The 26,217-nt window shown below is 58.2% G+C and carries 33 protein-coding genes; 31 read left to right on the top strand and 2 right to left on the bottom strand.

Annotation, left to right across the window (positions count from 1 at the left end):
* Positions 1-38 precede the first annotated feature (38 nt).
* From ACR0IY_RS06055 to ACR0IY_RS05925, 27 genes are all read left to right on the top strand, one after another.
* Positions 39-893: a hydroxymethylglutaryl-CoA lyase gene (locus tag ACR0IY_RS06055; RefSeq protein ID WP_480671296.1), complete on the top strand. Its 855-nt coding sequence runs from the start codon at positions 39-41 to the stop codon at positions 891-893.
* Between the two features lie 9 nt (positions 894-902).
* On the top strand, positions 903-1,691 hold the full coding sequence (locus ACR0IY_RS06050) for a crotonase/enoyl-CoA hydratase family protein (RefSeq protein ID WP_480671294.1): 789 nt from the start codon (positions 903-905) through the stop codon (positions 1,689-1,691).
* A gap of 186 nt (positions 1,692-1,877) precedes the next feature.
* Positions 1,878-2,243, top strand: coding sequence for an NADH-quinone oxidoreductase subunit A (locus tag ACR0IY_RS06045; protein ID WP_170325678.1), 366 nt, complete (start codon positions 1,878-1,880; stop codon positions 2,241-2,243).
* On the top strand, positions 2,234-2,767 hold the full coding sequence (locus ACR0IY_RS06040; RefSeq protein WP_037307875.1) for a NuoB/complex I 20 kDa subunit family protein: 534 nt from the start codon (positions 2,234-2,236) through the stop codon (positions 2,765-2,767). Before ACR0IY_RS06045 ends, ACR0IY_RS06040 begins: the two co-directional genes overlap by 10 nt.
* An 11-nt stretch (positions 2,768-2,778) precedes the next feature.
* A complete protein-coding gene (locus ACR0IY_RS06035; protein ID WP_480671292.1) occupies positions 2,779-3,384 on the top strand; it encodes an NADH-quinone oxidoreductase subunit C in 606 nt (201 codons plus the stop codon).
* Positions 3,384-3,557: a hypothetical protein gene (locus ACR0IY_RS06030; RefSeq protein ID WP_010442775.1), complete on the top strand. Its 174-nt coding sequence runs from the start codon at positions 3,384-3,386 to the stop codon at positions 3,555-3,557. The genes ACR0IY_RS06035 and ACR0IY_RS06030 overlap by 1 nt, the downstream gene beginning before the upstream one ends.
* A gap of 1 nt (position 3,558) precedes the next feature.
* Complete coding sequence (locus ACR0IY_RS06025) at positions 3,559-3,687, top strand: hypothetical protein (protein ID WP_480671290.1); 129 nt, start codon at positions 3,559-3,561, stop codon at positions 3,685-3,687.
* The gene (locus ACR0IY_RS06020) at positions 3,687-4,910 is read left to right on the top strand and encodes an NADH-quinone oxidoreductase subunit D (RefSeq protein ID WP_480671288.1); all 1,224 of its coding nucleotides are present in this window, start codon (positions 3,687-3,689) and stop codon (positions 4,908-4,910) included. Before ACR0IY_RS06025 ends, ACR0IY_RS06020 begins: the two co-directional genes overlap by 1 nt.
* Positions 4,910-6,010 (top strand): NADH-quinone oxidoreductase subunit NuoE, encoded by a 1,101-nt coding sequence (nuoE, locus tag ACR0IY_RS06015; protein ID WP_480671286.1) that lies wholly within the window; start codon positions 4,910-4,912, stop codon positions 6,008-6,010. The genes ACR0IY_RS06020 and nuoE overlap by 1 nt, the downstream gene beginning before the upstream one ends.
* 32 nt (positions 6,011-6,042) lie before the next feature.
* Entirely contained in the window at positions 6,043-6,264 is a 222-nt protein-coding gene (locus ACR0IY_RS06010; RefSeq protein ID WP_480671284.1) for a DUF5337 domain-containing protein, read from the top strand.
* A gap of 12 nt (positions 6,265-6,276) precedes the next feature.
* A complete protein-coding gene (gene nuoF / locus ACR0IY_RS06005; RefSeq protein WP_480671282.1) occupies positions 6,277-7,575 on the top strand; it encodes an NADH-quinone oxidoreductase subunit NuoF in 1,299 nt (432 codons plus the stop codon).
* A 5-nt stretch (positions 7,576-7,580) separates the two neighbouring features.
* A complete protein-coding gene (locus tag ACR0IY_RS06000) occupies positions 7,581-7,997 on the top strand; it encodes an MAPEG family protein (RefSeq protein WP_480671280.1) in 417 nt (138 codons plus the stop codon).
* Positions 7,997-8,392: a hypothetical protein gene (locus ACR0IY_RS05995; protein ID WP_480671278.1), complete on the top strand. Its 396-nt coding sequence runs from the start codon at positions 7,997-7,999 to the stop codon at positions 8,390-8,392. Before ACR0IY_RS06000 ends, ACR0IY_RS05995 begins: the two co-directional genes overlap by 1 nt.
* 35 nt (positions 8,393-8,427) lie before the next feature.
* The gene (locus ACR0IY_RS05990) at positions 8,428-8,895 is read left to right on the top strand and encodes a DUF5333 domain-containing protein (protein ID WP_480671276.1); all 468 of its coding nucleotides are present in this window, start codon (positions 8,428-8,430) and stop codon (positions 8,893-8,895) included.
* Between the two features lie 3 nt (positions 8,896-8,898).
* Positions 8,899-10,920 carry an NADH-quinone oxidoreductase subunit NuoG gene (nuoG, locus tag ACR0IY_RS05985; protein ID WP_480671274.1) on the top strand — a complete coding sequence of 674 codons (2,022 nt, stop codon included), beginning with the start codon at positions 8,899-8,901 and terminating at the stop codon, positions 10,918-10,920.
* A 207-nt stretch (positions 10,921-11,127) separates the two neighbouring features.
* Entirely contained in the window at positions 11,128-12,165 is a 1,038-nt protein-coding gene (nuoH, locus tag ACR0IY_RS05980; RefSeq protein WP_480671272.1) for an NADH-quinone oxidoreductase subunit NuoH, read from the top strand.
* A gap of 1 nt (position 12,166) precedes the next feature.
* The gene (gene nuoI, locus ACR0IY_RS05975) at positions 12,167-12,661 is read left to right on the top strand and encodes an NADH-quinone oxidoreductase subunit NuoI (RefSeq protein ID WP_480671270.1); all 495 of its coding nucleotides are present in this window, start codon (positions 12,167-12,169) and stop codon (positions 12,659-12,661) included.
* Positions 12,658-13,068: a carboxymuconolactone decarboxylase family protein gene (locus ACR0IY_RS05970; protein WP_480671268.1), complete on the top strand. Its 411-nt coding sequence runs from the start codon at positions 12,658-12,660 to the stop codon at positions 13,066-13,068. Before nuoI ends, ACR0IY_RS05970 begins: the two co-directional genes overlap by 4 nt.
* Positions 13,065-13,667: an NADH-quinone oxidoreductase subunit J gene (locus ACR0IY_RS05965; RefSeq protein WP_480671266.1), complete on the top strand. Its 603-nt coding sequence runs from the start codon at positions 13,065-13,067 to the stop codon at positions 13,665-13,667. The genes ACR0IY_RS05970 and ACR0IY_RS05965 overlap by 4 nt, the downstream gene beginning before the upstream one ends.
* Entirely contained in the window at positions 13,664-14,212 is a 549-nt protein-coding gene (locus ACR0IY_RS05960) for a hypothetical protein (RefSeq protein ID WP_480671264.1), read from the top strand. The genes ACR0IY_RS05965 and ACR0IY_RS05960 overlap by 4 nt, the downstream gene beginning before the upstream one ends.
* Positions 14,209-14,514: an NADH-quinone oxidoreductase subunit NuoK gene (nuoK, locus tag ACR0IY_RS05955; protein ID WP_005984024.1), complete on the top strand. Its 306-nt coding sequence runs from the start codon at positions 14,209-14,211 to the stop codon at positions 14,512-14,514. Before ACR0IY_RS05960 ends, nuoK begins: the two co-directional genes overlap by 4 nt.
* A 6-nt stretch (positions 14,515-14,520) precedes the next feature.
* Positions 14,521-16,716, top strand: a complete 2,196-nt coding sequence (gene nuoL, locus ACR0IY_RS05950; RefSeq protein WP_480671262.1) for an NADH-quinone oxidoreductase subunit L — start codon at positions 14,521-14,523, stop codon at positions 16,714-16,716.
* Entirely contained in the window at positions 16,716-18,272 is a 1,557-nt protein-coding gene (locus ACR0IY_RS05945; protein ID WP_480671260.1) for an NADH-quinone oxidoreductase subunit M, read from the top strand. Before nuoL ends, ACR0IY_RS05945 begins: the two co-directional genes overlap by 1 nt.
* Before the next feature lie 15 nt (positions 18,273-18,287).
* Positions 18,288-19,730 (top strand): NADH-quinone oxidoreductase subunit NuoN, encoded by a 1,443-nt coding sequence (gene nuoN, locus ACR0IY_RS05940; RefSeq protein ID WP_480671258.1) that lies wholly within the window; start codon positions 18,288-18,290, stop codon positions 19,728-19,730.
* Positions 19,731-19,784: 54 nt separating this feature from the next.
* Positions 19,785-20,534, top strand: a complete 750-nt coding sequence (locus ACR0IY_RS05935) for a biotin--[acetyl-CoA-carboxylase] ligase (RefSeq protein WP_480671256.1) — start codon at positions 19,785-19,787, stop codon at positions 20,532-20,534.
* A gap of 11 nt (positions 20,535-20,545) precedes the next feature.
* Positions 20,546-21,325, top strand: coding sequence for a type III pantothenate kinase (locus tag ACR0IY_RS05930; RefSeq protein WP_480671254.1), 780 nt, complete (start codon positions 20,546-20,548; stop codon positions 21,323-21,325).
* Positions 21,322-22,989, top strand: coding sequence for a ribonuclease J (locus ACR0IY_RS05925; RefSeq protein WP_480671252.1), 1,668 nt, complete (start codon positions 21,322-21,324; stop codon positions 22,987-22,989). The genes ACR0IY_RS05930 and ACR0IY_RS05925 overlap by 4 nt, the downstream gene beginning before the upstream one ends.
* 3 nt (positions 22,990-22,992) lie before the next feature.
* Here ACR0IY_RS05925 and ACR0IY_RS05920 read toward each other — a convergent pair whose 3' ends face one another.
* Both ACR0IY_RS05920 and ACR0IY_RS05915 read right to left on the bottom strand, forming a co-directional pair.
* Positions 22,993-23,694 (bottom strand): NUDIX hydrolase, encoded by a 702-nt coding sequence (locus ACR0IY_RS05920; protein WP_480671250.1) that lies wholly within the window; start codon positions 23,692-23,694, stop codon positions 22,993-22,995.
* A gap of 27 nt (positions 23,695-23,721) precedes the next feature.
* Complete coding sequence (locus ACR0IY_RS05915; RefSeq protein WP_480671248.1) at positions 23,722-24,117, bottom strand: DUF983 domain-containing protein; 396 nt, start codon at positions 24,115-24,117, stop codon at positions 23,722-23,724.
* A gap of 198 nt (positions 24,118-24,315) precedes the next feature.
* On the opposite strand from ACR0IY_RS05915, the gene ACR0IY_RS05910 reads away from it, so the two are divergent.
* From ACR0IY_RS05910 to ACR0IY_RS05895, 4 genes are read left to right on the top strand one after another with little or no spacing between them, the layout of a single operon-like run.
* On the top strand, positions 24,316-24,783 hold the full coding sequence (locus ACR0IY_RS05910) for an EF-hand domain-containing protein (RefSeq protein ID WP_480671246.1): 468 nt from the start codon (positions 24,316-24,318) through the stop codon (positions 24,781-24,783).
* Between the two features lie 6 nt (positions 24,784-24,789).
* On the top strand, positions 24,790-25,404 hold the full coding sequence (locus ACR0IY_RS05905; protein WP_480671244.1) for an RNA polymerase sigma factor: 615 nt from the start codon (positions 24,790-24,792) through the stop codon (positions 25,402-25,404).
* Positions 25,397-25,747 carry a hypothetical protein gene (locus ACR0IY_RS05900; RefSeq protein ID WP_480671242.1) on the top strand — a complete coding sequence of 117 codons (351 nt, stop codon included), beginning with the start codon at positions 25,397-25,399 and terminating at the stop codon, positions 25,745-25,747. Before ACR0IY_RS05905 ends, ACR0IY_RS05900 begins: the two co-directional genes overlap by 8 nt.
* Positions 25,744-26,217, top strand: a complete 474-nt coding sequence (locus ACR0IY_RS05895) for a periplasmic heavy metal sensor (RefSeq protein ID WP_480671240.1) — start codon at positions 25,744-25,746, stop codon at positions 26,215-26,217. Before ACR0IY_RS05900 ends, ACR0IY_RS05895 begins: the two co-directional genes overlap by 4 nt.

Genomic DNA, 26,217 nt, shown 5'->3' with positions numbered 1-26,217 from the left:
CGATTGTTAAATGAGAAGACGCCGGGAGGAACGCTGTAATGGGCGAGCGGGTCGAAATCTTTGAAGTAGGTCCGCGCGACGGCCTGCAAAACGAACAGCATGAGATCCCGGTGGCCGACAAAGTGGCTCTGGTTGATTGCCTCAGCCGCGCCGGGTTCAACCGGATCGAAGTAGCCAGCTTTGTTTCTCCTAAGTGGGTGCCACAGATGGCAGGCAGTGCGGAGGTGCTGGCCGGGATTACGCGGGCTGAGGGTGTGCGCTATGCCGCGCTGACGCCGAATATGCGTGGCTACGACGATGCGCTTGCGGCAGGGGCCGATGAAATCGCTGTGTTTGCCTCGGCATCTGAAGGGTTTTCGAAGGCCAATATCAACGCCACGATTGAGGAATCCATTGAACGGTTCACTCCGATCCTTGAGGCCGCGCGCCACATTGATCTGCCGGTGCGCGGGTATGTGTCCTGTGCGACCGACTGCCCCTATGACGGTCCGACGCCGCCCGAGAAAGTGGCCGAAGTGGCTGACAAGCTGTTTTCGCTGGGTTGTTATGAGGTCTCGTTGGGCGACACGATCGGGCAGGGAACACCAGATACGATCGCGCATATGCTGCTTGCCGTGCGTGAACGGGTGCCAGTCACGCGGCTGGCGGGGCATTTCCACGATACCAATGGGCGGGCCATCGAAAATATCGATGCGGCCTTGGCGCTGGGTGTGCGGACGTTTGACGCTGCGGTTGGTGGTCTGGGCGGGTGCCCCTACGCCCCAGGCGCGTCTGGCAATGTGGCTACCGAAACCGTCGCGGCGCATCTGGAACGGCTTGGGTATGATACTGGGCTTGATCTGGAAATTGTGGAAGAAGCGGCGCGGATGGCCTCTGCCATGAGACAAATGTGAGAGACGGATATGTATGAAACGATTTCTGTCGTCACGGATGGGCGTGGCGTAGCCACTCTGACTTTGAGCCGTGCCGAAAAGCACAATGCAATGTCAGCGTTGATGATCTCCGAACTGACCCTCGCGGCGGAACGATTGAGCAGTGATGACGCGGTTCGGGTTGTGGTTCTGACCGGTGCAGGCAAAAGTTTTTGCGCTGGTGGAGATCTGGGCTGGATGCGGGACCAGATGGCGGCAGATCCCGAAACACGGTTTTCCGAGGCCCGAAAACTGGCCGAGATGTTGCAAGCGCTGAACACGATGCAAAAGCCGCTGATCGGAGCGTTGCAGGGTAACGCATTCGGCGGCGGGGTAGGATTGGCGGCAGTTTGCGATGTAGCCGTCGGCGCTGACACGCTAAAAATGGGACTGACCGAAACGCGGTTGGGTCTGATCCCGGCCACGATTGGACCCTATGTCATTGCCCGAATGGGAGCAGCTCGGGCCCGGCGCGTGTTCATGTCGGCCCGGGTATTTGATGCGGCAGAAGCGGTGGAGCTTGGCTTGCTGGCGAAACGCGTTCCCGCAGCGGATCTTGCCGATGCCGTTGAGGCCGAGGTTCTACCCTATCTGTCCTGTGCACCGGGTGCGGTTGCCTCGGCCAAGGAACTGGTCCGGGAACTGGGGCCGAAGATTGACGATGCGGTGATCGACCAGACCATCCGGGCGCTGGTCGAACGGTGGGAAACGGACGAGGCGCGCGAGGGGATCAGCGCCTTCTTCGACAAGCGCAAACCTGCATGGAATCGTCATGTTTAGCTCGAGACGGTGTATCGGCAGATTCGCTTTGCCTTTGAATTCCACGTTTTAATAGCAAGTGGATTATTAGGCCCCTGCGCGATTGTGTTCGGTTGACCCTCTGACCCCGCAGAGATAGAGAATGTCCAGTCAACACGCCAATTGACGGCGCTCCCTCTTGGGGTATGCGCAGGAAAGGAGCTATTCGTGGAAGACCTGTTGCGGGAATATCTCCCGATCCTGGTGTTTCTGGCCGTTGCTGTGGGCCTTGGAATCGTCCTGATTCTGGCCGCTGTGGTTCTGGCCGTCCGCAATCCCGACCCCGAAAAGGTCAGCGCATATGAGTGTGGGTTCAATGCCTTCGACGATGCGCGGATGAAATTCGACGTCCGATTCTATCTGGTTTCGATTCTCTTCATCATCTTCGATCTGGAAATTGCCTTCCTGTTCCCTTGGGCCGTGGGTTTCAAGGACATCAGCGATGTGGGTTTCTGGTCCATGATGGTGTTCCTGGCAGTGCTGACCATCGGCTTTGCCTATGAATGGAAGAAAGGGGCCCTGGAATGGGAGTGATGACGGGTGCAAACACTGCCGGCGTCGACAAGGAAGTCGCCACCCAGGCCCTGAATGCCGAGCTGCAGGACAAGGGTTTCCTGCTGACCTCGACCGAAGACATCATCAACTGGGCTCGCACCGGTTCGCTGCACTGGATGACCTTTGGTCTGGCTTGCTGCGCGGTTGAGATGATGCACACCTCAATGCCGCGTTACGATGCCGAACGGTTCGGCATTGCGCCCCGTGCGTCCCCGCGCCAATCCGACGTGATGATCGTGGCCGGTACGCTGACCAACAAGATGGCCCCGGCATTGCGCAAGGTTTACGACCAGATGCCCGAGCCGCGCTATGTGATCTCGATGGGTTCTTGTGCGAATGGCGGCGGTTATTATCACTATTCCTATTCCGTCGTGCGCGGATGCGACCGGATCGTTCCCGTGGACATCTATGTTCCCGGCTGTCCGCCAACGGCAGAGGCGCTGCTGTACGGTCTGATGCAGCTGCAACGTAAAATCCGCCGCACCGGCACCATCGTACGCTGAGGAAAGATCTGATGAGCGAAACACTCAAGGAACTCGGCGCCCAGTTGGAACTGAAACGGGCGGATTGCGTTCTGTCCTGGGACGTCACCCACGGTGAGCTGAATGTCGATGTGGCGCCGTCGAACCTGGTGGAATTTGTCGAATTCCTGAAGTCCGACCAAAATTGCAAATTCTCGACATTGGTGGATATCACCGGCGTTGACTACCCTGAACGCGCCAAGCGGTTCGACGTGGTTTATCACTTCCTGTCGATGTACCAGAACCACCGCATTCGTCTGCGGGTTTCGGTCCGCGAGGAGGACATGGTCCCATCGATTGTTGACGTCCACCCGTCGGCCAACTGGTTCGAGCGTGAGGTGTTCGACATGTTCGGCATCCTGTTCTCGGGCCACCCGGACCTGCGGCGTATTCTGACGGATTATGGATTCCGTGGGCACCCGTTGCGCAAGGATTTCCCAACCACGGGCTACACCGAAGTCCGTTATGACGAAGCGCAAAAGCGCGTGGTCTACGAACCCGTCAGTTTGGTGCAGGAATACCGTCAGTTTGATTTCATGTCCCCGTGGGAAGGCGCGAATTACATTCTGCCGGGGGATGAGAAACAGGAGGCTGAATAATGGGAGGCATCTGGTGGCTGATCCTGTCTGCGCTGACCATCATACCGATGGTGAAGATTCTGCCGTTTTTCGGGATTAACAAATATTGGTGCCTTCTCTGCTTGGTCCCCTTTGGCACGATCGCGTTGCTGTGGTGGGTTGGCCTCAAGTTACAGGAACTGGAGCGCCGCTGAGATGATGATGCTGGGGGAACTGATCGCACTTGGTGTGCTGGGGGTCCTGCTGGCAGGGGCCGCGGCCAAAGCGGCTGAGGCGGAAAAGGTCCGGGTTCGGGCCGAAGCGAAGAAGAAACGAGGGCGTTGATGGACGGCTCAAGATACGATGACGGCAGCACGGACGCGCTGAGCGGAGAACAGAAGATCCGCAACTTTAACATTAACTTCGGCCCGCAACACCCTGCGGCGCACGGGGTTTTGCGTCTGGTGCTTGAGCTCGATGGCGAGATCGTCGAGCGCTGCGACCCGCATATCGGCCTGCTGCACCGTGGCACCGAAAAGCTGATGGAAAGCCGGACGTATCTGCAAAACCTGCCGTATTTCGACCGCCTGGATTACGTGGCGCCGATGAATCAGGAACATGCCTGGTGTCTGGCCATCGAAAAACTGACCGGTGTTGAAGTGCCGCGCCGCGGCTCTTTGATCCGTGTGCTGTATTCCGAGATCGGGCGCATCCTGAACCACTTGCTGAACGTGACCACGCAGGCGATGGACGTCGGTGCGCTGACGCCGCCTCTGTGGGGGTTCGAGGAACGCGAAAAGCTGATGGTGTTCTATGAGCGTGCCTGCGGTGCGCGCCTGCACGCTGCCTATTTCCGCCCTGGTGGTGTCCATCAGGACCTGCCGCCGGAACTGCTGGACGATATCGAGGCGTGGAGCCACGAGTTCCCCGCCGTTCTGGACGACATTGACGGGCTGCTGACCGAAAACCGCATCTTCAAACAGCGTAATGCCGACATCGGTGTTGTGACCGAAGAAGACATTCAGAAATACGGCTTTTCGGGCGTGATGGTGCGCGGCTCTGGCCTTGCATGGGATCTACGCCGCGCGCAGCCCTATGAATGCTATGACGAGTTCGAATTCCAGATCCCCGTTGGTAAGAACGGCGACTGCTATGACCGCTACCTCGTCCGCATGGAAGAGATGCGCCAGTCGCTGCTGATCATCCGTCAGGCGATCGAAAAAATCCGCGAGTGTCCCGGGGACGTTCTGGCGCGGGGCAAGATCACCCCGCCGAAGCGGTCGGACATGAAGACCTCGATGGAAAGCCTGATTCATCACTTCAAGCTGTACACCGAAGGGTTCCACGTGCCAGCAGGCGAGGTTTATGCCGCCGTCGAGGCCCCCAAGGGTGAATTCGGTGTCTATCTCGTCGCCGACGGCACCAACAAACCCTACCGCGCCAAACTGCGCGCGCCCGGGTTCCTGCACCTACAAGCCATGGACCACGTCGCCGGAGGCCACCAACTGGCCGATGTTGCGGCCATCATCGGCACCATGGATGTCGTATTTGGAGAGATTGACCGCTAATGCTCCGCCGCCTCCACCCCGAACAACCCGAAAGCTTTGCCTTCACCGCTGCCAACCAGCAATGGGCCGAAGCGCAGATCACCAAATATCCCGAAGGCCGTCAGGCCAGCGCGGTAATCCCGCTGCTATGGCGTGCGCAAGAACAAGAGGGCTGGTTGAGCCGCCCGGCGATTGAATCTGTCGCCGATATGCTAGGTATGGCCTATATCCGCGTGCTCGAGGTTGCGTCCTTTTACTTCATGTTCCAGCTGCAACCGGTTGGCTCGGTGGCGCACATTCAGGTCTGCGGCACGACCTCTTGTATGATTTGTGGGGCTGAGGATCTGATCGCGGTCTGCAAGGAAAAGATCGCGACGAAACCGCATGAACTGTCGGTTGACGGCAAGTTGAGCTGGGAAGAGGTCGAATGCCTGGGATCCTGCACCAACGCGCCGATGGCTCAGATCGGCAAGGACTACTATGAGGATCTGACCGCCGCGAGTTTTGGGAAGATCATCGACGATCTGGCCGCTGGCAAAGTGCCGACTCCGGGTCCGCAGAACGGGCGCTATGCCGCTGAGCCGTTGAAAGGGCTCAGCAGCCTGACAGAGCATGAGGCAGGCAAGCCGCAGTACAATGCCAGCGTCGAGTTGGCGAAGGATATTGGCGACACGGTCAAGCGGATCGACGGCACCGAAGTTCCGATCCTGACCCCTTGGCTGGGTAAGGATGGCAAGGCGGCGGCGACAAAGGCGGCTCCGAAACCTCCGAAAGCTCCGGCACCGGCCAAACCGGCTGTGAAGCAGGCCGCGGAGGCGAAGGCCGCCAAGGAAGATCAACCTGAAACGCTGACCGCAGCTCGGGATGGCAAAGCGGATGACCTGAAGATGCTGAAAGGCGTCGGCCCAAAGCTGGAACAGACGTTGAATGAGCTTGGCTTCTATCACTACGACCAGATCGCAAAGTGGACGCCTGAGCAGGTGGCTTGGGTGGATGCCCGGCTGAAGTTCAAAGGCCGGATCGAGCGTGATGGCTGGATCGAACAGGCGTCCAAACTCGCGGCGGGTGAGGAAACCGAATTCGCCAAACGTGCCAAGGAAGACGGAACTTACGAAGATTAATTGAAGGTGCCCGTCCGGGGCATCTGGGTGAGATGGATAAGGACAAGGAACAGGCCATAGCCCGCAAGGGCCGACATATCGGCATCGTCATCGCTGTGACGATGGTGATTTGGCTTGCCATGACACTGTTTATCGGCCCCGCGCTGGGATTGCCGGGGCGCTATGCGCTGCTGTTTGATTTTGCCGCTTTGGCAGGGTTCATCTATGCGGGCGTCAACATTTTTCAACTCTGGCGCATGCGTCAGGACAGCTGAAGGTAACACACGATGCTGAAGGATCAGGACCGGATCTTTACCAACATCTACGGGATGCATGAGCGTACGCTGAAAGGCGCACAAGCCCGCGGGCATTGGGACGGCACAGCTGGCCTGATCGAAAAGGGGCGTGACTGGATCATCCAAACCATGAAGGACTCGGGACTGCGTGGCCGTGGTGGCGCGGGGTTCCCGACCGGTTTAAAATGGTCGTTCATGCCAAAGGAAAGCGATGGTCGCCCGGCCTATTTGGTGGTAAACGCGGATGAATCCGAACCCGGCACCTGTAAGGACCGTGAGATCATGCGCCATGATCCGCATACGCTGATCGAAGGCTGCCTGATCGCGTCTTTCGCGATGAACGCACATACCTGCTATATCTACCTGCGCGGTGAGTACATCCGCGAGCGTGAAGCGCTGCAGGCCGCAATTGACGAGGCGTATGAAGCGGGCCTTCTGGGCAAGAACGCAGCCGGGTCGGGTTGGGATTTTGATTTGTTCCTGCATCATGGGGCAGGGGCCTATATCTGCGGGGAAGAAACCGCTCTGATCGAAAGCCTTGAGGGCAAGAAGGGCATGCCGCGGATGAAGCCACCTTTCCCGGCGGGTGCGGGTCTTTATGGCTGCCCGACCACGGTGAACAACGTAGAATCCATTGCAGTTGTACCGACCATCCTGCGCCGTGGCGCGGATTGGTTTGCGGGCTTTGGCCGCCAAAACAACGCTGGTACCAAACTGTTTGCGATTTCGGGTCATGTGAACAACCCCTGCGTCGTCGAAGAGGCGATGTCGATCGGGTTCGAGGAACTCATTGAAACCCATTGCGGCGGCATTCGCGGCGGTTGGGACAATCTGTTGGCAGTTATCCCCGGCGGCTCATCTGTACCGTGTGTGCGGGGCGAGCACATGCGCGATGCTATCATGGACTTTGATCATCTGCGCAACGATCTGGGCTCGGGTCTGGGGACGGCGGCTGTGATCGTGATGGACAAGTCCACGGACATCATCAAAGCCATCTGGCGCCTGTCGAAGTTCTACAAGCATGAAAGCTGCGGTCAGTGCACGCCCTGCCGCGAAGGCACGGGATGGATGATGCGTGTGATGGACCGGCTGGTGCGGGGCGAGGCCGAATTGGAAGAGATCGACATGCTGTTCGATGTGACCAAGCAGGTCGAAGGCCACACAATCTGCGCGCTTGGCGATGCTGCGGCCTGGCCGATCCAGGGCCTTATCCGCAACTTCCGGGAAGAGATCGAAGACCGCATCAAGGCTCAGAAATCGGGCCGTATGGGTGCGATGGCAGCGGAGTAAATCTGATGGATGTGTTTGCAGAATACGGTCACGCAATAGCCTCGTTGATGGTTTTCACACTGATTATCCTGTTCCTGGCACCATTTTCGGCACTTGCTAAGGCAGGTAAGGGGTTGGCTCCGGGCGCGACGCCCGAGCAGGACTATTCCGACAAGGCGTATCGGCTGAACCGGGCCTATCTGAATGGGACCGAGACGTTGCCGGCCTTTGCTGCGGTCGTTATCGCCGCGATCCTGATGGGTGTCAGTCCGTTCTGGGTGAACCTGCTTGCATCGGTTGTGTTGGTCTCGCGACTGGCGATGCTGCTTGTCCATATTCGTGGAATTGGCAAGCCCCACAGCGGTTTACGATCGGTTCTTTATGTTGCCGGTTGGGCCTGCATGTTCGTGATGGGCCTTATGGCGCTGGTGGCAGCTTTCTAATGTTACTGCGCATAGAGAACTTCAGCGTCGGTTTCCGTCGTGCGGGCACGCGCAGCGCATTTTTGGGCGCGTTGGCTGCAGCCGTTTTTGTCTCGGCCTGCGGCATCGTACAGCCTTCGGCTGACCGCGTGGTTTTTGATGGTCAGTACTTCCGCGCCAAGGCAAAGCCTGTCGACAAGAAAAAGGCCCCGGCCGAGTTTACCGTGGTTGTGAACGGGGTGTCCGCTTCTCTGGACGGGGCGCGCGAAGCCGGGCGATACGAGGGAACTAAGTTTTGCATCTCAAATTTCGGCTCGTCGAAAATTGCCTGGAAGGTTGGCCCAGATACTGAGCCGCAGAATCTGCGCATCAGCGATGATAAACTGACTTTTGCCGGAACCTGCCAGAGACCATGACGCGGGTTTTCGCATATCACGGCAGGGCAATCGGGATGTTATTGCATAACGCCCCGACCGCCGCTCGTCTTGGGTTTCCCAAGACGAAAGGAATGATGATGTCTGGTGTGAAAACGCTTGCTTTGTTGTCGGTGCTGACAGTCCCTGCGGTTGCTGAGGCGAAACCACCCTTGAGGGATGTCAAAGAGATCGACAACGAACTCTACTACATCGCCATCGCAAACGAGATTTCGGAATATTGCCCGTCGATCAGCGGGCGGCGAATGAAGGCGATCGGTGTGATGTGGGGGCTGCGGTCCAAAGCGAATAAACTGGGGTATTCGGACAGTGAAATCCGCTCGTACGTGGAATCTGATGCCGAAAAGGACCGGATGCGCGCCAAGGGCGAGGCATATCTGTCCCAGCATGGTGTCTCTTACGAAAATCCCAATTCCTTCTGCACGCTTGGGCGGGCAGAGATCGAAAGAAACAGCGCCATCGGCGTGTATTTGAGGGCGAACTAGACCATGTCTGACCTCCGCAAGATCAATATCGACGGGCAGGAAATCGAAGTCGATGGCGCGATGACCCTGATTCAGGCTTGTGAGCAAGCCGGGGTCGAGGTGCCGCGCTTCTGTTATCACGAGCGTTTGTCGATCGCCGGGAACTGCCGGATGTGTCTGGTTGAGGTTGTCGGCGGTCCGCCGAAACCTGCGGCCTCCTGCGCGATGCAGGTGCGTGATTTGCGTCCCGGACCTGAAGGTCAGCCGCCGGTGGTTAAGACAAATTCGCCCATGGTCAAGAAGGCCCGCGAAGGGGTGATGGAGTTCCTGCTGATCAATCACCCGCTGGACTGCCCGATCTGCGATCAGGGCGGCGAATGCGACCTGCAGGATCAGGCGATGGCCTATGGCATGTCGGGCTCGCGTTTTAAGGAAGCCAAACGCGCGGTTGACGATCTGGATCTTGGCCCGCTGGTCGGCACCGCGATGACCCGATGCATCAGCTGCACTCGTTGTGTGCGGTTCACCACCGAGGTGGCCGGAATTGCCCAGATGGGGCAGACCGGGCGCGGTGAGGATGCGGAAATCACTTCGTACCTGAACCAGACGCTCGATTCCAACATGCAAGGCAATATCATTGACCTGTGCCCGGTTGGAGCGCTGACGTCGAAACCCTATGCCTTTACCGCCCGTCCGTGGGAGTTGACCAAGACCGAGAGCATCGACGTGATGGACGCTCTGGGTTCGAACATTCGCGTGGATACCAAGGGCCGTGAAGTGATGCGCTTCCTGCCGCGCAACCATGACGGGGTGAATGAAGAGTGGATCAGCGACAAGACCCGCTTTGTCTGGGACGGCCTGCGCCGTCAGCGTCTGGACAAGCCTTACATCCGCGAAAACGGCAAACTGCGCCCGGCCACTTGGCCCGAGGCGCTGACGAAAGCCGCCGAAGCGCTGAAAGGTGCCGAGAAACCTGCTGGTATCGCCGGTGAGCTGGCTCCCGTCGAAGCGATCTTTGCGCTGAAGCAGATGATCGAAGGGCAGGGCGGCGTTGTTGAGTGCCGAACCGATGGGGCCAAACTGCCTGCGGGCAACCGTGGTGCCTATGCCGGGACTGCCCCCGTCGAAGACATCGACACTGCCGAGCGCATCCTGCTGATCGGGACCAACCCGCGTGATGAGGCTCCGGTTCTGAACGCGCGTATCCGCAAGGCGTGGGCACACGGGGCAGAGGTGGCTTTGGTCGGACCGGCTATCGATCTGACCTATGACTATCACCACGTGGGCGACGACCGTTCGGCGCTGCAAAAAGTCGTGGACATGGGCGGCGATGATGAGATTAAGGGCAAGCGCTCGCTGGTCATTGTGGGACAGGGCGCATTGCAGGAGGCGGATGGCGCTGCGGTATTGGCTGCTGCGCAAACCGTTGCTGCCAATACCGAAAGTGGGCTGATTGTCTTGCATACCGCCGCGTCGCGCGTCGGTGCGATGGATGTGGACGCGACAAATGACCGTGGAATGGACGCTGTCAGCGACGCTGACGTGATCTACAACCTGGGCGGGGATGAGGTCGAGATCGGTGAAGGTGCCTTTGTGATCTATCAGGGCAGCCACGGTGACCGGGGCGCGCATCGTGCCGACGTGATCCTGCCGGGTGCGGCCTATACCGAAGAAAACGGTCTGTTTGTGAATACCGAAGGCCGTCCGCAGCTGGCCATGCGTGCCGGGTTTGCCCCGGGTGAGGCCAAGGAAAACTGGGCAATCCTGCGCGCTTTGTCTGCCGAATTGGGGGCCACGCTGCCCTTTGACTCGCTGGCGCAACTGCGCTCCGCGCTGATCGAGGCGGTGCCGCATCTGGCCCGTATTGACGAAGTGGTCGAGAACGAGGTTCAACCGCTGGACGCCGGCGCGCTGGGGCAGGCCACGTTCCGCAACGCGGTTAAGGATTTCTACCTGACGAACCCGATCGCACGCGCTTCGCAATTGATGGCGGAACTGTCCGCTCAGGCGCAGGCGCGCAAGGCCGAGAAGATTGCGGCCGAATGAACCAGACTTGTTTCATATCGCTCTGTGATGCACGCATTGCACCAAGTGGCGCGCACGCCACGGAAAAGCGCGTGAAACTCAACAATAAGGGTGGCGCTTTGGCAGCGTATGCTGTTTACAGCAACGCGCCGACCCAGCCGCAGTTTGCGCAGGCACATGGCCTTTGCAGCGCTCGCGGAAAACGGAATACCCACGGTGTGAGGACCAATGGCTGATTTCTTTAACACCCCAGGCGGAATAGCCATCATCATTCTGGCGCAAGTGCTTGCTGTTGTTGCGTTTGTGATGATCTCGCTGTTGTTCCTTGTCTATGGCGACCGCAAGATCTGGGCGGCGGTCCAGATGCGCCGCGGTCCCAACGTGGTTGGCGTTTATGGCCTGCTGCAATCGGTAGCCGACGCGCTGAAATATGTGGTTAAGGAAGTGGTCATTCCCGCCGGGGCGGATCGGACTGTGTTCATCCTGGCACCGTTAACGTCCTTTGTTCTGGCAATGATCGCCTGGGCGGTCATTCCATTCAATGATGGCTGGGTTCTATCGGATATCAACGTCGCCATCCTCTATGTTTTCGCGGTCTCCTCGCTTGAAGTTTATGGCGTGATCATGGGCGGTTGGGCGTCGAACTCAAAGTACCCGTTCCTAGGCTCGCTGCGGTCTGCCGCGCAGATGATTTCCTACGAAGTGTCCATCGGCCTGATCATCATCGGGGTGATCATTTCGACCGGATCAATGAATTTCGGGGCCATCGTGCACGCACAAGACGGCAATCTGGGCTTGTTCAACTGGTACTGGCTGCCGCATTTCCCGATGGTCTTCTTGTTCTTTATCTCGGCATTGGCCGAGACCAACCGCCCACCGTTTGACCTGCCCGAAGCGGAATCCGAACTGGTTGCCGGTTATCAGGTGGAATACTCGGCCACGCCCTTCCTGCTGTTCATGGCGGGCGAATACATCGCTATCTTCCTAATGTGCGCGCTGACCACGCTGCTGTTCTTCGGTGGCTGGCTATCACCGATCCCGGGTCTGCCCGACGGCGTGCTGTGGATGGTCGCCAAGATGGCGTTCTTCTTCTTCCTATTCGCGATGGTCAAGGCAATCACGCCCCGCTACCGCTATGACCAGTTGATGCGTCTGGGCTGGAAAGTCTTCCTGCCGTTCTCGCTGGCCTGGGTGGTGTTCGTGGCCTTTGCGGCAAAATTCGACTGGTTCTGGGGCGCGTTCGCCCGTTGGAGCGTAGGAGGCTGATATGGCAAACATCGACTATACCCGCGCGGCCAAGTATTTCCTTCTGCAGGACTTCTGGGTCGGCATGAAGCTGGGGCTGAAGTATTTCTTCGCCCCCAAGGCTACCGTGAATTATCCGCACGAAAAGGGCCCTCTGTCCCCGCGGTTCCGGGGGGAACACGCCCTGCGTCGTTACCCGAATGGCGAGGAACGCTGCATCGCCTGCAAATTGTGCGAAGCGATTTGCCCGGCGCAGGCCATCACCATCGACGCCGAACCGCGTGAGGACGGAAGCCGCCGCACCACGCGTTATGACATCGACATGACCAAGTGCATCTATTGCGGTTTCTGTCAGGAAGCCTGCCCGGTTGATGCCATTGTCGAAGGCCCGAACTTTGAATTCGCCACGGAAACCCGTGAAGAGCTGTTCTACGACAAGCAAAAACTGCTGGATAACGGTGAACGCTGGGAAGCCGAAATCGCCCGCAATCTGGAAATGGACGCGCCGTACCGATGAACGACACGCCCCAAAATCCGTTTGAGCTGATGATGAAGCAGGCTCAGGACATGGCCAAGGCGATGAACCCGGCGATGGAAAACTTCTCGCCCAAGGGGTTCGAGGCATTGTGGCCGACCATGCCCAAAGAGGTCATGGAGATGATGTTCGGCAACACCGTCAACAAGGACGGGCTGGATGCCAAGACGCGCCTTCTGCTGACGCTGGCGGGGCTGACCTGTCAGGGTGCTCAGGCGGATGCGGCGGTGCGCCAGACTGTGCGTCACGCACTGGAGGCTGGCGCCAAAAAACAAGAGATCGTGGAAACGATCGGTCAGATGTCGGTCTTTGCCGGCATCCCGGCCATGACCCGCGCTCTGGATCTGGCGCAAGAGGTCATGGGCGATAACGAGGATGAGGATCAATGACCGTCTTTGCCTTCTATCTGTTTGCCATCAGCGCCATCACCGGAGGGCTGTTCACGGTGATCAGCCGCCAGCCCGTGCACTCGGTGCTGTGGCTGATCCTGTCCTTCCTGTCGGCGGCGGGGCTTTTCGTTCTTCTGGGGGCTGAGTTCGTGGCGATGCTGCTGATCATCGTCTATGTGGGCGCGGTCGCGGTGCTGTTCCTGTTCGTGGTGATGATGCTGGATGTGGACTTTGCCGAGCTGAAGGCCGAGATGGCGCGCTATATGCCGCTGGCCTTGTTGATCGGTCTGGTCATCCTGATGCAGTTCGTGATGGCTTTCGGGGCATGGGACAGCGCGCAGGGCGTTGAGGCCAATCTGGCGCAGCCGGTTCCGGCAGACCGTCACAACACCGAGGCGCTAGGTGTCATCCTTTATGATCAATACTTCCTTCTGTTCCAACTGGCGGGCCTGATCCTGCTGGTGGCGATGATTGGCGCTATCGTGCTGACGTTGCGCCACCGCAAGGACATCAAGCGTCAGGACATCGTCGGCCAGATGATGCGCGACCCGGCCAAGGCGATGGAGCTGAAGGACGTGAAACCGGGGCAGGGGTTGTGAGAGGCAGAACTTCAAAAACTTTAGCCGTAACGGCTTGTCTCACGCTGGTTCCGGCGGCGCTGTTGGCCTGTGAAAGCGCAACGCAAAATGAAGGCTATAAGCTGAAACGGGTGAATTCAGATTGCAGCTTTGCAAATGGTGGCAGGGGGCAGTTCGAAACGTTCTCTGGGGAAGCCGTGGTTGATATTGGCAATGGTCGTATCGGACAGCGTGTGAACACCGGAGACGGCTGTAGCCCGAAACAAAGCCTGTTCTTTCAAAACTGCACTAGCGGAGAAGGTATCGTTATCGATGGAGAGCATTGGCCGACCAACATCGCCGGTTACGTGCCTAGTTCCATTGATCTGATACAGAAACCGAAAGGCCCAATCGGGCTGACTACAGAGACAACCGTAGCCGAACTGAAGCAGATTGCATCCGAAAACCGCTATTCGTTCACGGCGGATATCAAGAAGTTCTTTGCCCGAACCAAAAACCACAAGCGCATCGACTACGCCTGCGGCTGCAAACTCTACTACCCCGACTCGCCAGGAGCGAAGCTATGATCGGACTTGAACACTATCTTACGGTCGCGGCGACGCTGTTCGTCATCGGCATCTTCGGTCTCTTCCTGAACCGCAAGAACGTCATCATCCTGCTGATGAGCATCGAACTGATGCTGTTGGCGGTGAATATCAACCTCGTGGCGTTTTCCAGTTTCCTCGGCGATCTGGTCGGGCAGGTGTTTACGCTGTTCGTTCTGACCGTGGCGGCGGCTGAGGCGGCGATTGGTCTGGCCATTCTGGTCTGCTTCTTCCGCAACCGTGGCACCATCGCGGTTGAAGACGTCAATATGATGAAGGGGTAAGAGAACATGGAAACCACCATCCTCTTTGCCCCGCTGGTGGGCGCTATCCTTTGCGGGTTCGGCTGGAAGTTCATTGGTGAGAAAGCCGCCATGTGGACAGCCACGGGCCTGCTGTTTCTGGCCTGTGTTCTGTCGTGGCTGGTCTTCTTCAGCTTTGATCCCTCGGCTTATCCTGGCGGGTCCTATTCGGTGCCGGTTCTGCGCTTCATCGAAAGCGGGTCGTTATCGACCGAATGGGCGATCCGGCTGGACCGGCTGACCGCAATCATGCTGATTGTGGTAACGACCGTTTCGGCGCTCGTGCACCTGTATTCCTTTGGCTACATGGATCACGACCCTCAATGGCGTGAGGGCGAAAGCTATAAGCCGCGCTTCTTTGCCTATCTGTCGTTCTTCACCTTCGCCATGTTGGCGCTGGTGACAGCGGATAACCTCGTGCAGATGTTCTTTGGCTGGGAAGGCGTGGGCGTAGCCTCATACCTGCTGATCGGGTTCTACTATCGCAAACCGTCCGCAAATGCTGCTGCAATCAAGGCCTTTGTGGTCAACCGGGTAGGCGACTTTGGTTTTGCGCTGGGGATCTTCGCGCTGTTCTTCCTGACCGACAGCATCAACTTTTCGGACGTATTCGCTTCGGCCCCCGAACTGGCGGAAACCCAGCTGCATTTCCTTTGGGGTGAGTGGAACGCCATCGAAGTGATCTGCGTGCTTCTGTTCATCGGCGCGATGGGTAAATCGGCGCAGTTAATCCTGCACACCTGGTTGCCGGACGCGATGGAAGGCCCGACGCCTGTGTCGGCGCTGATCCACGCCGCGACCATGGTGACGGCGGGTGTTTTCCTGGTCTGCCGCATGTCACCGCTGATGGAGTTCGCGCCGGGCGCGACTGGGTTCATCACCGTGCTGGGTGCCTCGACCGCGTTCTTTGCTGCGACTGTTGGTCTGGTGCAGACGGATATTAAACGCGTTATCGCGTATTCGACCTGTTCGCAGCTGGGCTATATGTTTGTTGCCGCCGGCGTCGGCATGTATTCCGCCGCGATGTTCCACCTGTTCACGCACGCATTCTTCAAAGCGCTGCTATTCCTTGGCGCGGGTTCCGTAATTCACGCCATGCATCACGAGCAGGAAATGACTGAATACGGCGGCCTGCGGAAGAAAATCCCTTATACGTTCTGGGCGATGATGATCGGTACGCTGGCTATTACCGGTGTGGGCATTCCGCTGACTACAATCGGGTTTGCCGGGTTCCTGTCGAAAGATGCCATTATCGAGAGCGCTTACGCCGGCGGTTCGGGCTATGGTTTCTGGTTGTTGGTCATCGCGGCTGCGTTCACCTCGTTCTATAGCTGGCGCCTGATCTTCCTGACCTTCTATGGCGAACCGCGCGGCGACAAGCATACGCATGATCATGCGCATGAAAGCCCCATGGTCATGCTGGTGCCGCTGGGCGTGTTGTCGCTGGGCGCCGTCTTTGCTGGGATGATTTGGTACAGCAACTTCTTTGGCCACGCGGACAAGGTCGGGAAATTCTATGGCATTCCTGTCGCGGAAGCCTCGGAACATGCAGAGGCGGATGATCACGATCAGACCGATGCGCATGGCGAGGAAGCTCATGCGGATACCTCCCATGCAGATGATGGCCATGCGGCAGACAGCCATGCGGAAGAAGGCCACGGCGAAGAGGCTGCTCATGGCGACAAGGATGCTCATGGTGGTGACCATCACTATGCCTTTGCTGGCAAGCCGGGTGAGGGCGCCATCTTTATCGCACCGGACAATCATGTTCTGGACGATGCGCATGCGGCCCCGAAATGGGTCAAGGTGTCGCCGTTCGTCGCGATGGTCCTTGGTTTTATCGTGGCCTACTGGTTCTACATCGTGAACACTTCGCTGCCGGCGCGTCTGGCTGCAAACCAGCGGCCGCTGTATCTGTTCCTGCTGAACAAGTGGTACTTTGACGAGATCTACGATGCTGTCTTCGTCAAACCCACGATCGCAATTGGCCGGTTCCTGTGGAAGCGGGGCGATGGTAACACCATCGACGGCTTCCTGAACGGTGTTGCCATGGGCGTTGTTCCGTTCTTCACCCGCCTCGCAGGCAAGGCGCAGACGGGCTACATCTTTACTTACGCCTTCTGGATGGTCCTGGGTATCGCGGCCCTGGTCACCTGGATGTCGATCGGCGGAGGCGCACACTAATGGATAATATCCTCTCCATCGTCACCTTCATCCCCGCTGTGGCGGCAGGCATTCTGGCCCTGTTCCTGCATGGTGAGGACGCGGCGGCACAGCGTAACGCCAAGTGGGTTGCGTTGGTTGCGACCACGGTGACGTTCCTTGTCTCGATCGGCATTTACACAGGTTTCGACCCGTCAAACACCGGCTTCCAGATGGTGGAAGAGAGCGAGTGGCTGATGGGACTGAACTACCGTATGGGTGTGGACGGGATCAGCGTTCTGTTCGTTCTGCTGACCACGTTCATCATGCCGTTGACCATTCTAGCCAGCTGGCAGGTCACGGACCGGGTCAAGGAATATATGATCGCCTTCTTGCTGCTGGAAACGCTGATGCTGGGCGTGTTCATGGCGCTGGATTTGGTGCTGTTCTACCTGTTCTTCGAGGCCGGTCTGATCCCAATGTTCCTGATCATTGGTATCTGGGGCGGCAAAGACCGGATTTACGCCAGCTTCAAATTCTTCCTTTATACCTTCCTCGGCTCAGTCCTGATGCTGGTGGCCATGGTGGCGATGTATGTGGACGCGCAGACCACGTGTATCGGAGCATGTGACAACAGCCTGCTGACCCACCAGTTCAGCTATGAATCCTTTAGCATTGCAGGCGTTCACATCGTTGGTGGCATGCAGACGCTGTTGTTCTTAGCGTTCTTTGCGTCTTTCGCGGTGAAGATGCCGATGTGGCCGGTTCACACCTGGTTGCCGGATGCACACGTGCAAGCTCCGACCGCCGGGTCGGTGGTGCTGGCGGCGATTTTGCTGAAGATGGGTGGCTATGGCTTCCTGCGGTTCAGCTTGCCGATGTTCCCGGTGGGTTCTGCGGTGATGACCGATCTGGTTCTATGGATGTCGGCCATCGCGGTTGTCTACACCTCGCTGGTGGCGCTGGTGCAAGAAGATATGAAAAAGCTGATCGCTTATTCCTCGGTCGCGCATATGGGTTTTGTGACCATGGGGATTTTCGCGGCGAACCAGCAAGGCGTTGATGGCGCGATTTTCCAGATGCTCAGCCACGGGTTTATCTCGGCTGCGCTCTTCCTGTGTGTTGGTGTGATTTATGACCGGATGCATACGCGCGATATCGAAGCCTATGGCGGTCTGGTGATCCGTATGCCTGCTTACGCGCTGGTCTTCATGCTGTTCACAATGGCCAATGTCGGTCTGCCGGGGACCAGCGGGTTCATCGGGGAATTCCTGACGCTGATGGGGGCATTCCAAGTCAATACCTGGGTGACGGCTGTGGCCGCGACCGGCGTGATCTTCTCGGCCGCTTATGCGTTATGGCTGTATCGTCGCGTGGTGTTTGGCGACCTGATCAAGGAAAGCCTGAAGGCTATGACTGACATGAGCTCGCGCGAGCGGTTGATCTTTGCGCCGCTGATCGTGATGACCATCCTGCTGGGCGTTTACCCGTCGCTGGTGACCGATGTGATCGGAAACTCGACTGCGGCGCTGATTTCGAACTATGACACGGCTCTGGCCGCAGCTCAGGCTGCGACCCAGACGGCTGCATCGCATTAAGGAGGCTTTGGAGACATGATCCAGGCTGATCTGACAATCATCTTGCCGGAGATCGTTCTGGCTGTATATGCGATGGCCGCTTTGATCGGGGCTGTCTACACGACGAAAGACGGACTAGCGCCGGTTCTGGTCTGGACGACGGCGGGCCTGATGGCGCTGTTGTCCTTCTGGATCGCCACCAATGGCGACGGCACCAACATCGCGTTCAACGGTATGTTCGTGGATGACGGTTTCTCGCGCTTTGCCAAGGTCGCGATCCTGCTGTCGGCGGCTGCGGTGCTGGTGATGAGCCAGGAATACATGACGCGTCGAGGCCTGTTGCGGTTTGAGTATCCATTGCTGGTGGCTCTGGCCGCCGTGGGCATGATGATGATGGTCAGCGCCGGAGACCTGATGTCTTTGTATATGGGGCTGGAGCTTCAGTCGCTGTCCCTATACGTCGTCGCCGCGCTGCGCCGGGACAGTGCGAAATCGACCGAAGCGGGTCTGAAGTACTTCGTGTTGGGCGCGCTTAGCTCGGGCCTTCTGCTGTATGGTGCATCTCTGGTTTATGGATTTACTGGTACCACGCTGTTCTCGGGCATTATCCAGACGGTGCATCACGGCGATGTCTCGGTCGGGTTGCTGTTCGGCCTGATCTTCCTGATCTCGGGTCTGGCGTTCAAGGTCTCGGCGGTTCCGTTCCACATGTGGACGCCGGATGTGTACGAAGGATCGCCTACGCCTATCACCGCCTTCTTTGCCACCGCGCCGAAAGTGGCGGCCATGGCTTTGTTCGCGCGGTTGCTGCATGACGCGTTCGGCGGAGTAGTCAAAGACTGGCAGCAGGTGATCGTTCTGCTCTCGGTGCTGTCGATGCTGCTGGGGGCTGTGGCCGCCATTGGCCAGCGCGACATCAAACGACTGATGGCGTTTTCTTCGATTGCCCATATGGGGTATGCGCTTATCGGTCTGGCTGCGGGGACAGAGATGGGCATCAAGGCGATGCTGATGTATCTGGCGATTTATGTGACCATGAATATCGGCACCTTCGCATTCATCCTGATGATGGAGCGTGACGGCAAACCCGTCACCGATATCGATGCACTTCGTCAGTATTCCAAGCGCGACCCGGGTAAGGCCCTGGCTGTTCTGATCCTGATGTTCTCGCTTGCGGGCGTGCCACCGATGCTGGGTTTCTTTGCCAAGTTCGGTGTCTGGCAGGCCGGTGTTGGCGCGGGCCTGACCGGTCTGGTAATTGTTTCTGCCATCTCGTCTGTAATCGGTGCGTTCTATTATCTGCGGATCGTGTTCTACATGTATTTCGGCGAGGAGAACGAAGACCCCATTGAAACGCACTCTTCTCCGGTATTGTGGGTCGCTCTTATGGGATCGGCTGCGTTGATGTTGGTTGGTGTGTTCTATCAGTTCGGTGTCGAAGGCGCAGCGGCAGCTGCGGCAGCGACGCTTGTTAACTGACATGCATAACATCCAGTTACAGGGGGCTCGGTCGGCAGACCGGGCCTTTTTGACATGACCGATTGGCCGCAGGGATATGGGCTGCACATCGTGCAGGAGGTCGACAGCACCCTCAACGAAGCTGCTCGGCTGGCCTCAACGGCGCAGGGTCCGGTTTGGATTATGGCGCACCATCAGACGGCTGCACGGGGGCGTCGTGGCAGGGTATGGGCAAACCCCAAGGGAAACCTCGCAGCGACCCTGTTGCTTCGACCGCAAGGCAACCCTGAACAGGCCGCCCTACGCAGTTTTGTGGCCGCGCTGGCCTTGTTTGACGCATGCGTCGCCGTGACGGGTCGTGCGGACGGGTTGTCTTTGAAATGGCCCAACGACGTGTTGCTGAATGGCGGTAAACTGGCAGGTATATTGTTGGAAAGCACCGGGCAAGGGCGGGGATTGTCTCATCTGGCCATTGGGATCGGCGTAAACCTGTCCGAAGCGCCACCAGCTTATGCCGTGGAACAAAGCGCCGTGCGCCCAGTCTCGCTGTTGTCAGAAACAGGCGCAGCGGTGATCCCTGAGGACTTTCTGACTGAACTTGCTGCAGCGTATGCACGATACGAGCTTCAGTTTGTAACCTATGGGTTCGAACCGATACGGACAGCATGGTTGTCGCGTGCCGCCAGGTTAGGAGAAGTCATCACGGCGCGGACCTCAACCTCTGAGACAGTGGGCACGTTTGAAACCGTGGACGTGAACGGCAACCTTGTCCTAAAGACCGCTAAAGGCCGCGTCAGTATTCCTGCGGCGGATGTGTATTTCTGAAGGAGTCTTAGATGCTTCTTGCAATCGACTGCGGAAACACAAACACCGTTTTCTCGATCTGGGACGGCGAGCAGTTTCTGTGCACCCTGCGCACCTCGACCCACCATTCCCGTACGGCGGACGCGTATTTCACCTGGTATTCGACGCTGGTGAAGCATTACGGAATCGAAGCAGACATCACCGATGTGGTTATCGCTTCGACGGTACCGCGCGTGGTGTTCAACCTGCGCATCTTCGCCGACCGTTTCTTTGGTTGTCGACCGCTGGTTGTTGGCAAGCCGGAATGCCTGCTGCCGGTCGCGCCGCGCATCGATGAAGGGACTATTCCCGGCCCGGATCGTCTGGCAAATGCCGTTGGGGCGTTTGATCGCCATGGGGGCGACGTGGTGGTTGTGGACTTTGGAACGGCAACGAATTTCGATGTCGTGGCATCGGACGGGGCTTACGTTGGCGGCATCATCGCTCCGGGGGTGAACCTCAGCCTTGAGGCGCTGCATCAGGGTGCGGCTGCGTTGCCGCACATCGATATTACCCGACCGGAAAAAGTGATTGGTACGAATACGGTTGGCTGTATTCAATCGGGCGTATATTGGGGCTATTCCGGGTTGATCGAGGGGCTGATTTCCCGGATCAAAGCGGAATATGGAATGCCGATGAAAGTTGTCGGGACTGGGGGGCTTGCGCCTCTGTTCGATCAGGCAGATGTCGGGTTTGACGCGATCGAAGACGATTTGACGATGCACGGTCTGACCGTGATACATCGCTATAACAAGGATAATGGCTCAACATGAGCAGTGAACGACTGATTTATCTGCCGCTGGGCGGTGCAGGCGAAATTGGAATGAACGCCTATGTGTATGGCTATGGCAAGCCAGGGCAAGAGCGGCTGATCCTCGTGGATCTGGGGGTGACCTTCCCCGACATGGACACGACGCCTGGTGTCGATCTGATCCACGCAGATATTTCGTGGTTGCAAGAGCGCGCCGACCGGCTGGATGCCGTTTTTGTGACGCACGCGCACGAAGATCACGTGGGCGCTGTGGCACATTGCTATGACGCGCTGGGTGCGCCCATCTACGCGCGGGCATTCACAGCAAATATTGCGCGCCGAAAGATGGAAGAACATGGCCACCCCGAGGACGCGGTACAGACAGTTTCTGCTTGGCCTGAACAGATATCAGTGGGGCCATTCACCGTTGGATTCCTGCCGGTGTCACACTCGATCCCGGAAAGTGCAGCGCTGGTGATAGACACTCCCGCCGGACGGATCGTGCATTCGGGCGATTTCAAACTGGACGCAAACCCGGTTGTGGGTGAGCCGTTCAACCCGGAGCTTTGGGCCGAAGTGGCGGGCCAGGGTGTCAAGGCGCTGGTCTGTGACAGCACCAATGTGTTTTCGCCTCACCCTGGACGCTCGGAATCGGAGGTCGGGCCTGAGATTACCAAACTGGTCGAGAGCGCCGAAGGCATGGTGGTCGCCACAACCTTTGCGTCGAATGTCGCGCGGGTTAAAACTCTGGCCGAAGCGGGCCAGAAGGCAGGGCGGTCCGTCGTTCTGCTGGGTCGTGCGATGCGTCGGATGATCGAAGCGGCAACGGAAACGGGCATCCTGTCGGATTTCCCTAAAGTTGTCAGCGCCGAAGAGGCCGTGGACCTGCCGCGCCAGAACCTGATGTTGATTGTCACCGGAAGTCAGGGCGAACGCCGCGCCGCCAGCGCTCAATTGGCCCGTGGCAAGTACCGGGGGATCGAGTTGAAAGAGGGCGATCTGTTCCTGTTCTCATCCAAAACCATTCCCGGCAATGAACGCGGGGTGATCTTCATCATTAACCAGCTCAGCGAAAAGGGCGTGGACGTGGTGGATGACAGCTCGGGGCTGTATCACGTTTCCGGCCACGCCAATCGCCCGGACCTTGAAAAGGTGCACGGGCTGATCGACCCGCAGATGGTCATTCCTATGCATGGGGAGCATCGTCATTTGCGGGAGCACGTTAAACTGGCCGAGGCCGGTGGGCGCAGCGGAATTTTGGCCGTCAATGGTACGATGCTGGATCTGACAGGAAACGCGCCGAAAGTCGTGGACTATGTCGAAACTGGCCGCACTTACCTGGACGGCACCGTCAAGGTAGGTGCACTGGACGGCGTTGTACGCGACCGTATCCGCATGGCCTTGAACGGGCATGTAACGGTGACGGTCATTCTCGATGAAGAAGACGAGCCGCTGGGCGAACCCTGGTGTGACACGATGGGCCTGCCCGAGATCGGAACGTCCCGTGCAGGGTTGATTGAAGTTCTGGAAGAGGACCTGAACCAGTTCCTCATGCGGGCAGAGGCCAAGACCCTTCGCGATGATGACAAACTGGAGGAGGCCCTCCGTCGTATCGTACGTCAGACCGCAAAGGCGGAAATTGGCAAAAAGCCCGAAGTGACTGCGGTGATCAGCCGAATGAGGTAACCCTCAGTCCTCCTCGGGCATCGGATAGCCTTTGAGTTGCAGGAACAGGCTTTGTTCCTCGGAATGCAGGTACATTGGCACGGCGGTTGGCGGCTCGGGATTTGAAGCCCGGGCCGTTATTTCGGCCAGCACCACCTCTGTAATAAACGGCAAATCCAGATCGCGCGCCCGGTGCAGGGGTACCCATTGCAGATGGGACAGCTCATCTGACGCACAGCTGAAGTCGTCCGGATCGCCCTGTATGGCCTCGGCGTCCACCAAAAAGAACCGCGCGTCGAACCGGCGGGGTCGACCCGGAGGTGTGACAGCGCGAAACACAAACTGAAGCGCCCCGGCTGAGGGCCGAAACCCCATTTCTGCAAAGCTGCGCCAATCCTCGGGAACAGTGTCATTCCAGACGCCCGGTTCCCCAAGGATCAGTCCGGTTTCTTCCCACAACTCGCGGATTGCGGCTGCGGCCAAAGCGTCTTGCAGCCCAGTTGCGGATTTTTCCGCCAAACGCTCGTGGCAGAGGGGCGGCAGGTCAGTGGCCAGCGGCACTTCACTATCCGCCGGATCGACTGCGCCTCCGGGAAACACAAACTTGTTCGGCAAAAAAACTGCTTTTGCACCGCGCTGACCCATCAGGATAGATGGGGCGGTAAAGCGGTTGCGTAGAACGATGACTGTTGCCGCATCCCGTATCGCTGATTTGTCTGTTGTCACGCGTGATCTAGCCCGATTGTAGGACCATCAAGTTTTTTCGAACCCGTGCATGCGTCGCGCCCATTGATAGGCGACCACCGCTCCTTTCAGCCGGGGCAGCAGAAACAGCGACAAGGCAGTACAGCCGATTGCAAAGATCAGGAACATCGTCAGCGGTTCGGGGCGCCACTCTACATAAGTCACATGCAAGGCGGGGGCCAGCAGGTGGCCGACCAACAGGATGGTCAGATAGGCCGGGCCATCATCCGCTCGATGATGAAACAGCTCCTGACCGCATTTGCTGCAGCTGTCGTTGACCTTCAGGTAGCCATGCAGCAGCTTCCCTTCCCCGCATTTGGGGCAGCGGCAACGGAACCCTTTGATCAGGGCAGGCCAGGTCGGCCGGTCATTCTCGGGTGTGGTGTCGATCGTCTGATCTGTCATTTTGAAACTCGCGCGTTCGAATGTGCGGAATATGCGCTTGTTTTGACGTTCAGGAAAGGGGGGTGCGTCGCTTTGTGTCTTTGGGCGGTTCCTTGGCTGAGTCAAAAAAGTTGAATTTTTGCGACGGAACCGGCTGGCCAGCCCGTTTGAACTTATGTGAGCAGCGGCGATGGGGCCGCAAAACAAAGGGAAATCGACATGAAAAGCGCCAAATTCATTCCGGCCATCGTAATCTCGGCCATTGCAATCACAGGCACATCGGTTCTGGCAGCAGGACCGAATGATCGTGATCCGGTTAGCTTTCAGGAACTGGACGCCAACGGTGACGGTCAACTGACGAAGGAAGAGATGCAGGCTCATCGGGCCGAGCGATTCACCAAAGCCGATACCGATGGCGATGGTCAGCTGAGTGTTGAGGAAATGCAGGCTGCGGCCCAAAAACGCTCTAGTGACCGTGTTTCAAAGATGTTTGAAAAGTACGACGCCAATCAGGACGGTTTTCTGAGCGAGGATGAGTTGCCCAAGCCGGGTCGTGCTGGCAAGATGTTTGACCGTATCGACGCGGATAACAGCGGAACGATCTCGGAACAGGAATTTGCCGATGCGAAAGAGCGGATGGGCCGGAAGCATAGAAAGCACGGCAAGGCGGTCTCTGACGACAGCTGATGAAGGATGGAGGATCTGACCTCCCCTCTGCACGAAGCTCGCGGCGTTCCGGACGCCGCGGACGCATCGGGCGACGATGCGTTGTTACGGCAATTTGCCGAAGGGAGCACAGTGGCAGCCCGCGTGTTGACTGATAGGCTGGGGCCACGCAGTTTTTCGGTCGCCTTGCGGATGCTAGGCAACCGGGCCGAGGCCGAGGACGTAACGCAGGAGGCCATGATGCGCTTGTGGCAGATGGCCCCAAACTGGGTGGCCGGGCAGGCCAAGGTGTCGACCTGGCTGTACCGGGTGACGCTGAATCTGTGCGTGGACTTGCGGCGCAGGAAACGACCGGACCGGCTGGAGGACGTGCCAGAGCCCGAAGATGAACAGCGTAGCGCGGCAGAACATTTACAAGACGCAGCGCGCAAGGACGCATTGCAGGCGGCGCTTTCACAATTGCCCGAGCGCCAACGGCAGGCTGTGATCTTGCGACATCTCGAAGAATTGCCCAATCCCGAGATTGCCGGGATCATGGGCGTTTCAACCGAAGCGGTGGAAAGCCTGACCGCTCGTGGAAAGCGAGCCTTGGCGGCGACACTGGCCGGCCGGCAGGATGAACTGGGGTACGATGATGGCTGAAGACGATATGGAACTGGATCAGTTGTTTGCCCAGGCGCGGCAAGAACGGCCCGAATTGCCGGACGATCTGGCTGTGCGAATTCTGGCGGATGCCGAGGCGGTTCGCCTTGACCGGGTTAAACCTGCGGCACCGCGCCGGTCTCTCTGGACCCGAATGCTGGAGGGTATCGGAGGATGGCAGAGTATGGGTGGGCTGGTCGCGGCCAGTGCGGCGGGGATATGGGTCGGCTTGACGGCACCTGACTTTCTGCCCGACCCGGCAACGTATTTCTATTCGCAAGATACCAGTTTTGTGGTTGCCGATCTTGGTCTGGATACATCATTTCTGGAGGACGCCGAATGAGCGATAATGCCAAGCCCAAAAGACGGTGGGTGTCGGTTCTGCTGACCATATCGCTGGCGTTGAACCTGTTGGTTGCCGGCGTTGCGCTAGGTACGTTTTACCGGATCAAGGGCGGTGATCATGGGAAAGCGCCCCCCGGTTTTGGGCCAGCGCTGTATCGCGCTTTGCCGAAAGAGGACCGGAAAGCACTGCGCGGTGAGTTATCCGAACGGCACCTGAAGGGATCAAAGCTTCGGTCACAGGATTTTGCAGCGTTGGATGAAGCACTGCGTGCGGAACCTTTCGATCCCGAGGCGGTTCAGGTCCTGCTGCAACAGCAGGCACAGGCTATGGCCGCAATGCAAGGCGCGTTGCAGGAGGAATGGCTTGTCCGCATCACCGCAATGACGGATGCAGAGCGTCAGGCATACGCGGATCGGTTACAAGAGGTGATAAAGCGCAAACCTAGTCGGCATAAGCACAAAGACTGA

It is taken from the genome of Ruegeria sp. BC1 (assembly GCF_056539305.1).
This window is presented reverse-complemented; position numbering and strand designations above follow the sequence as displayed.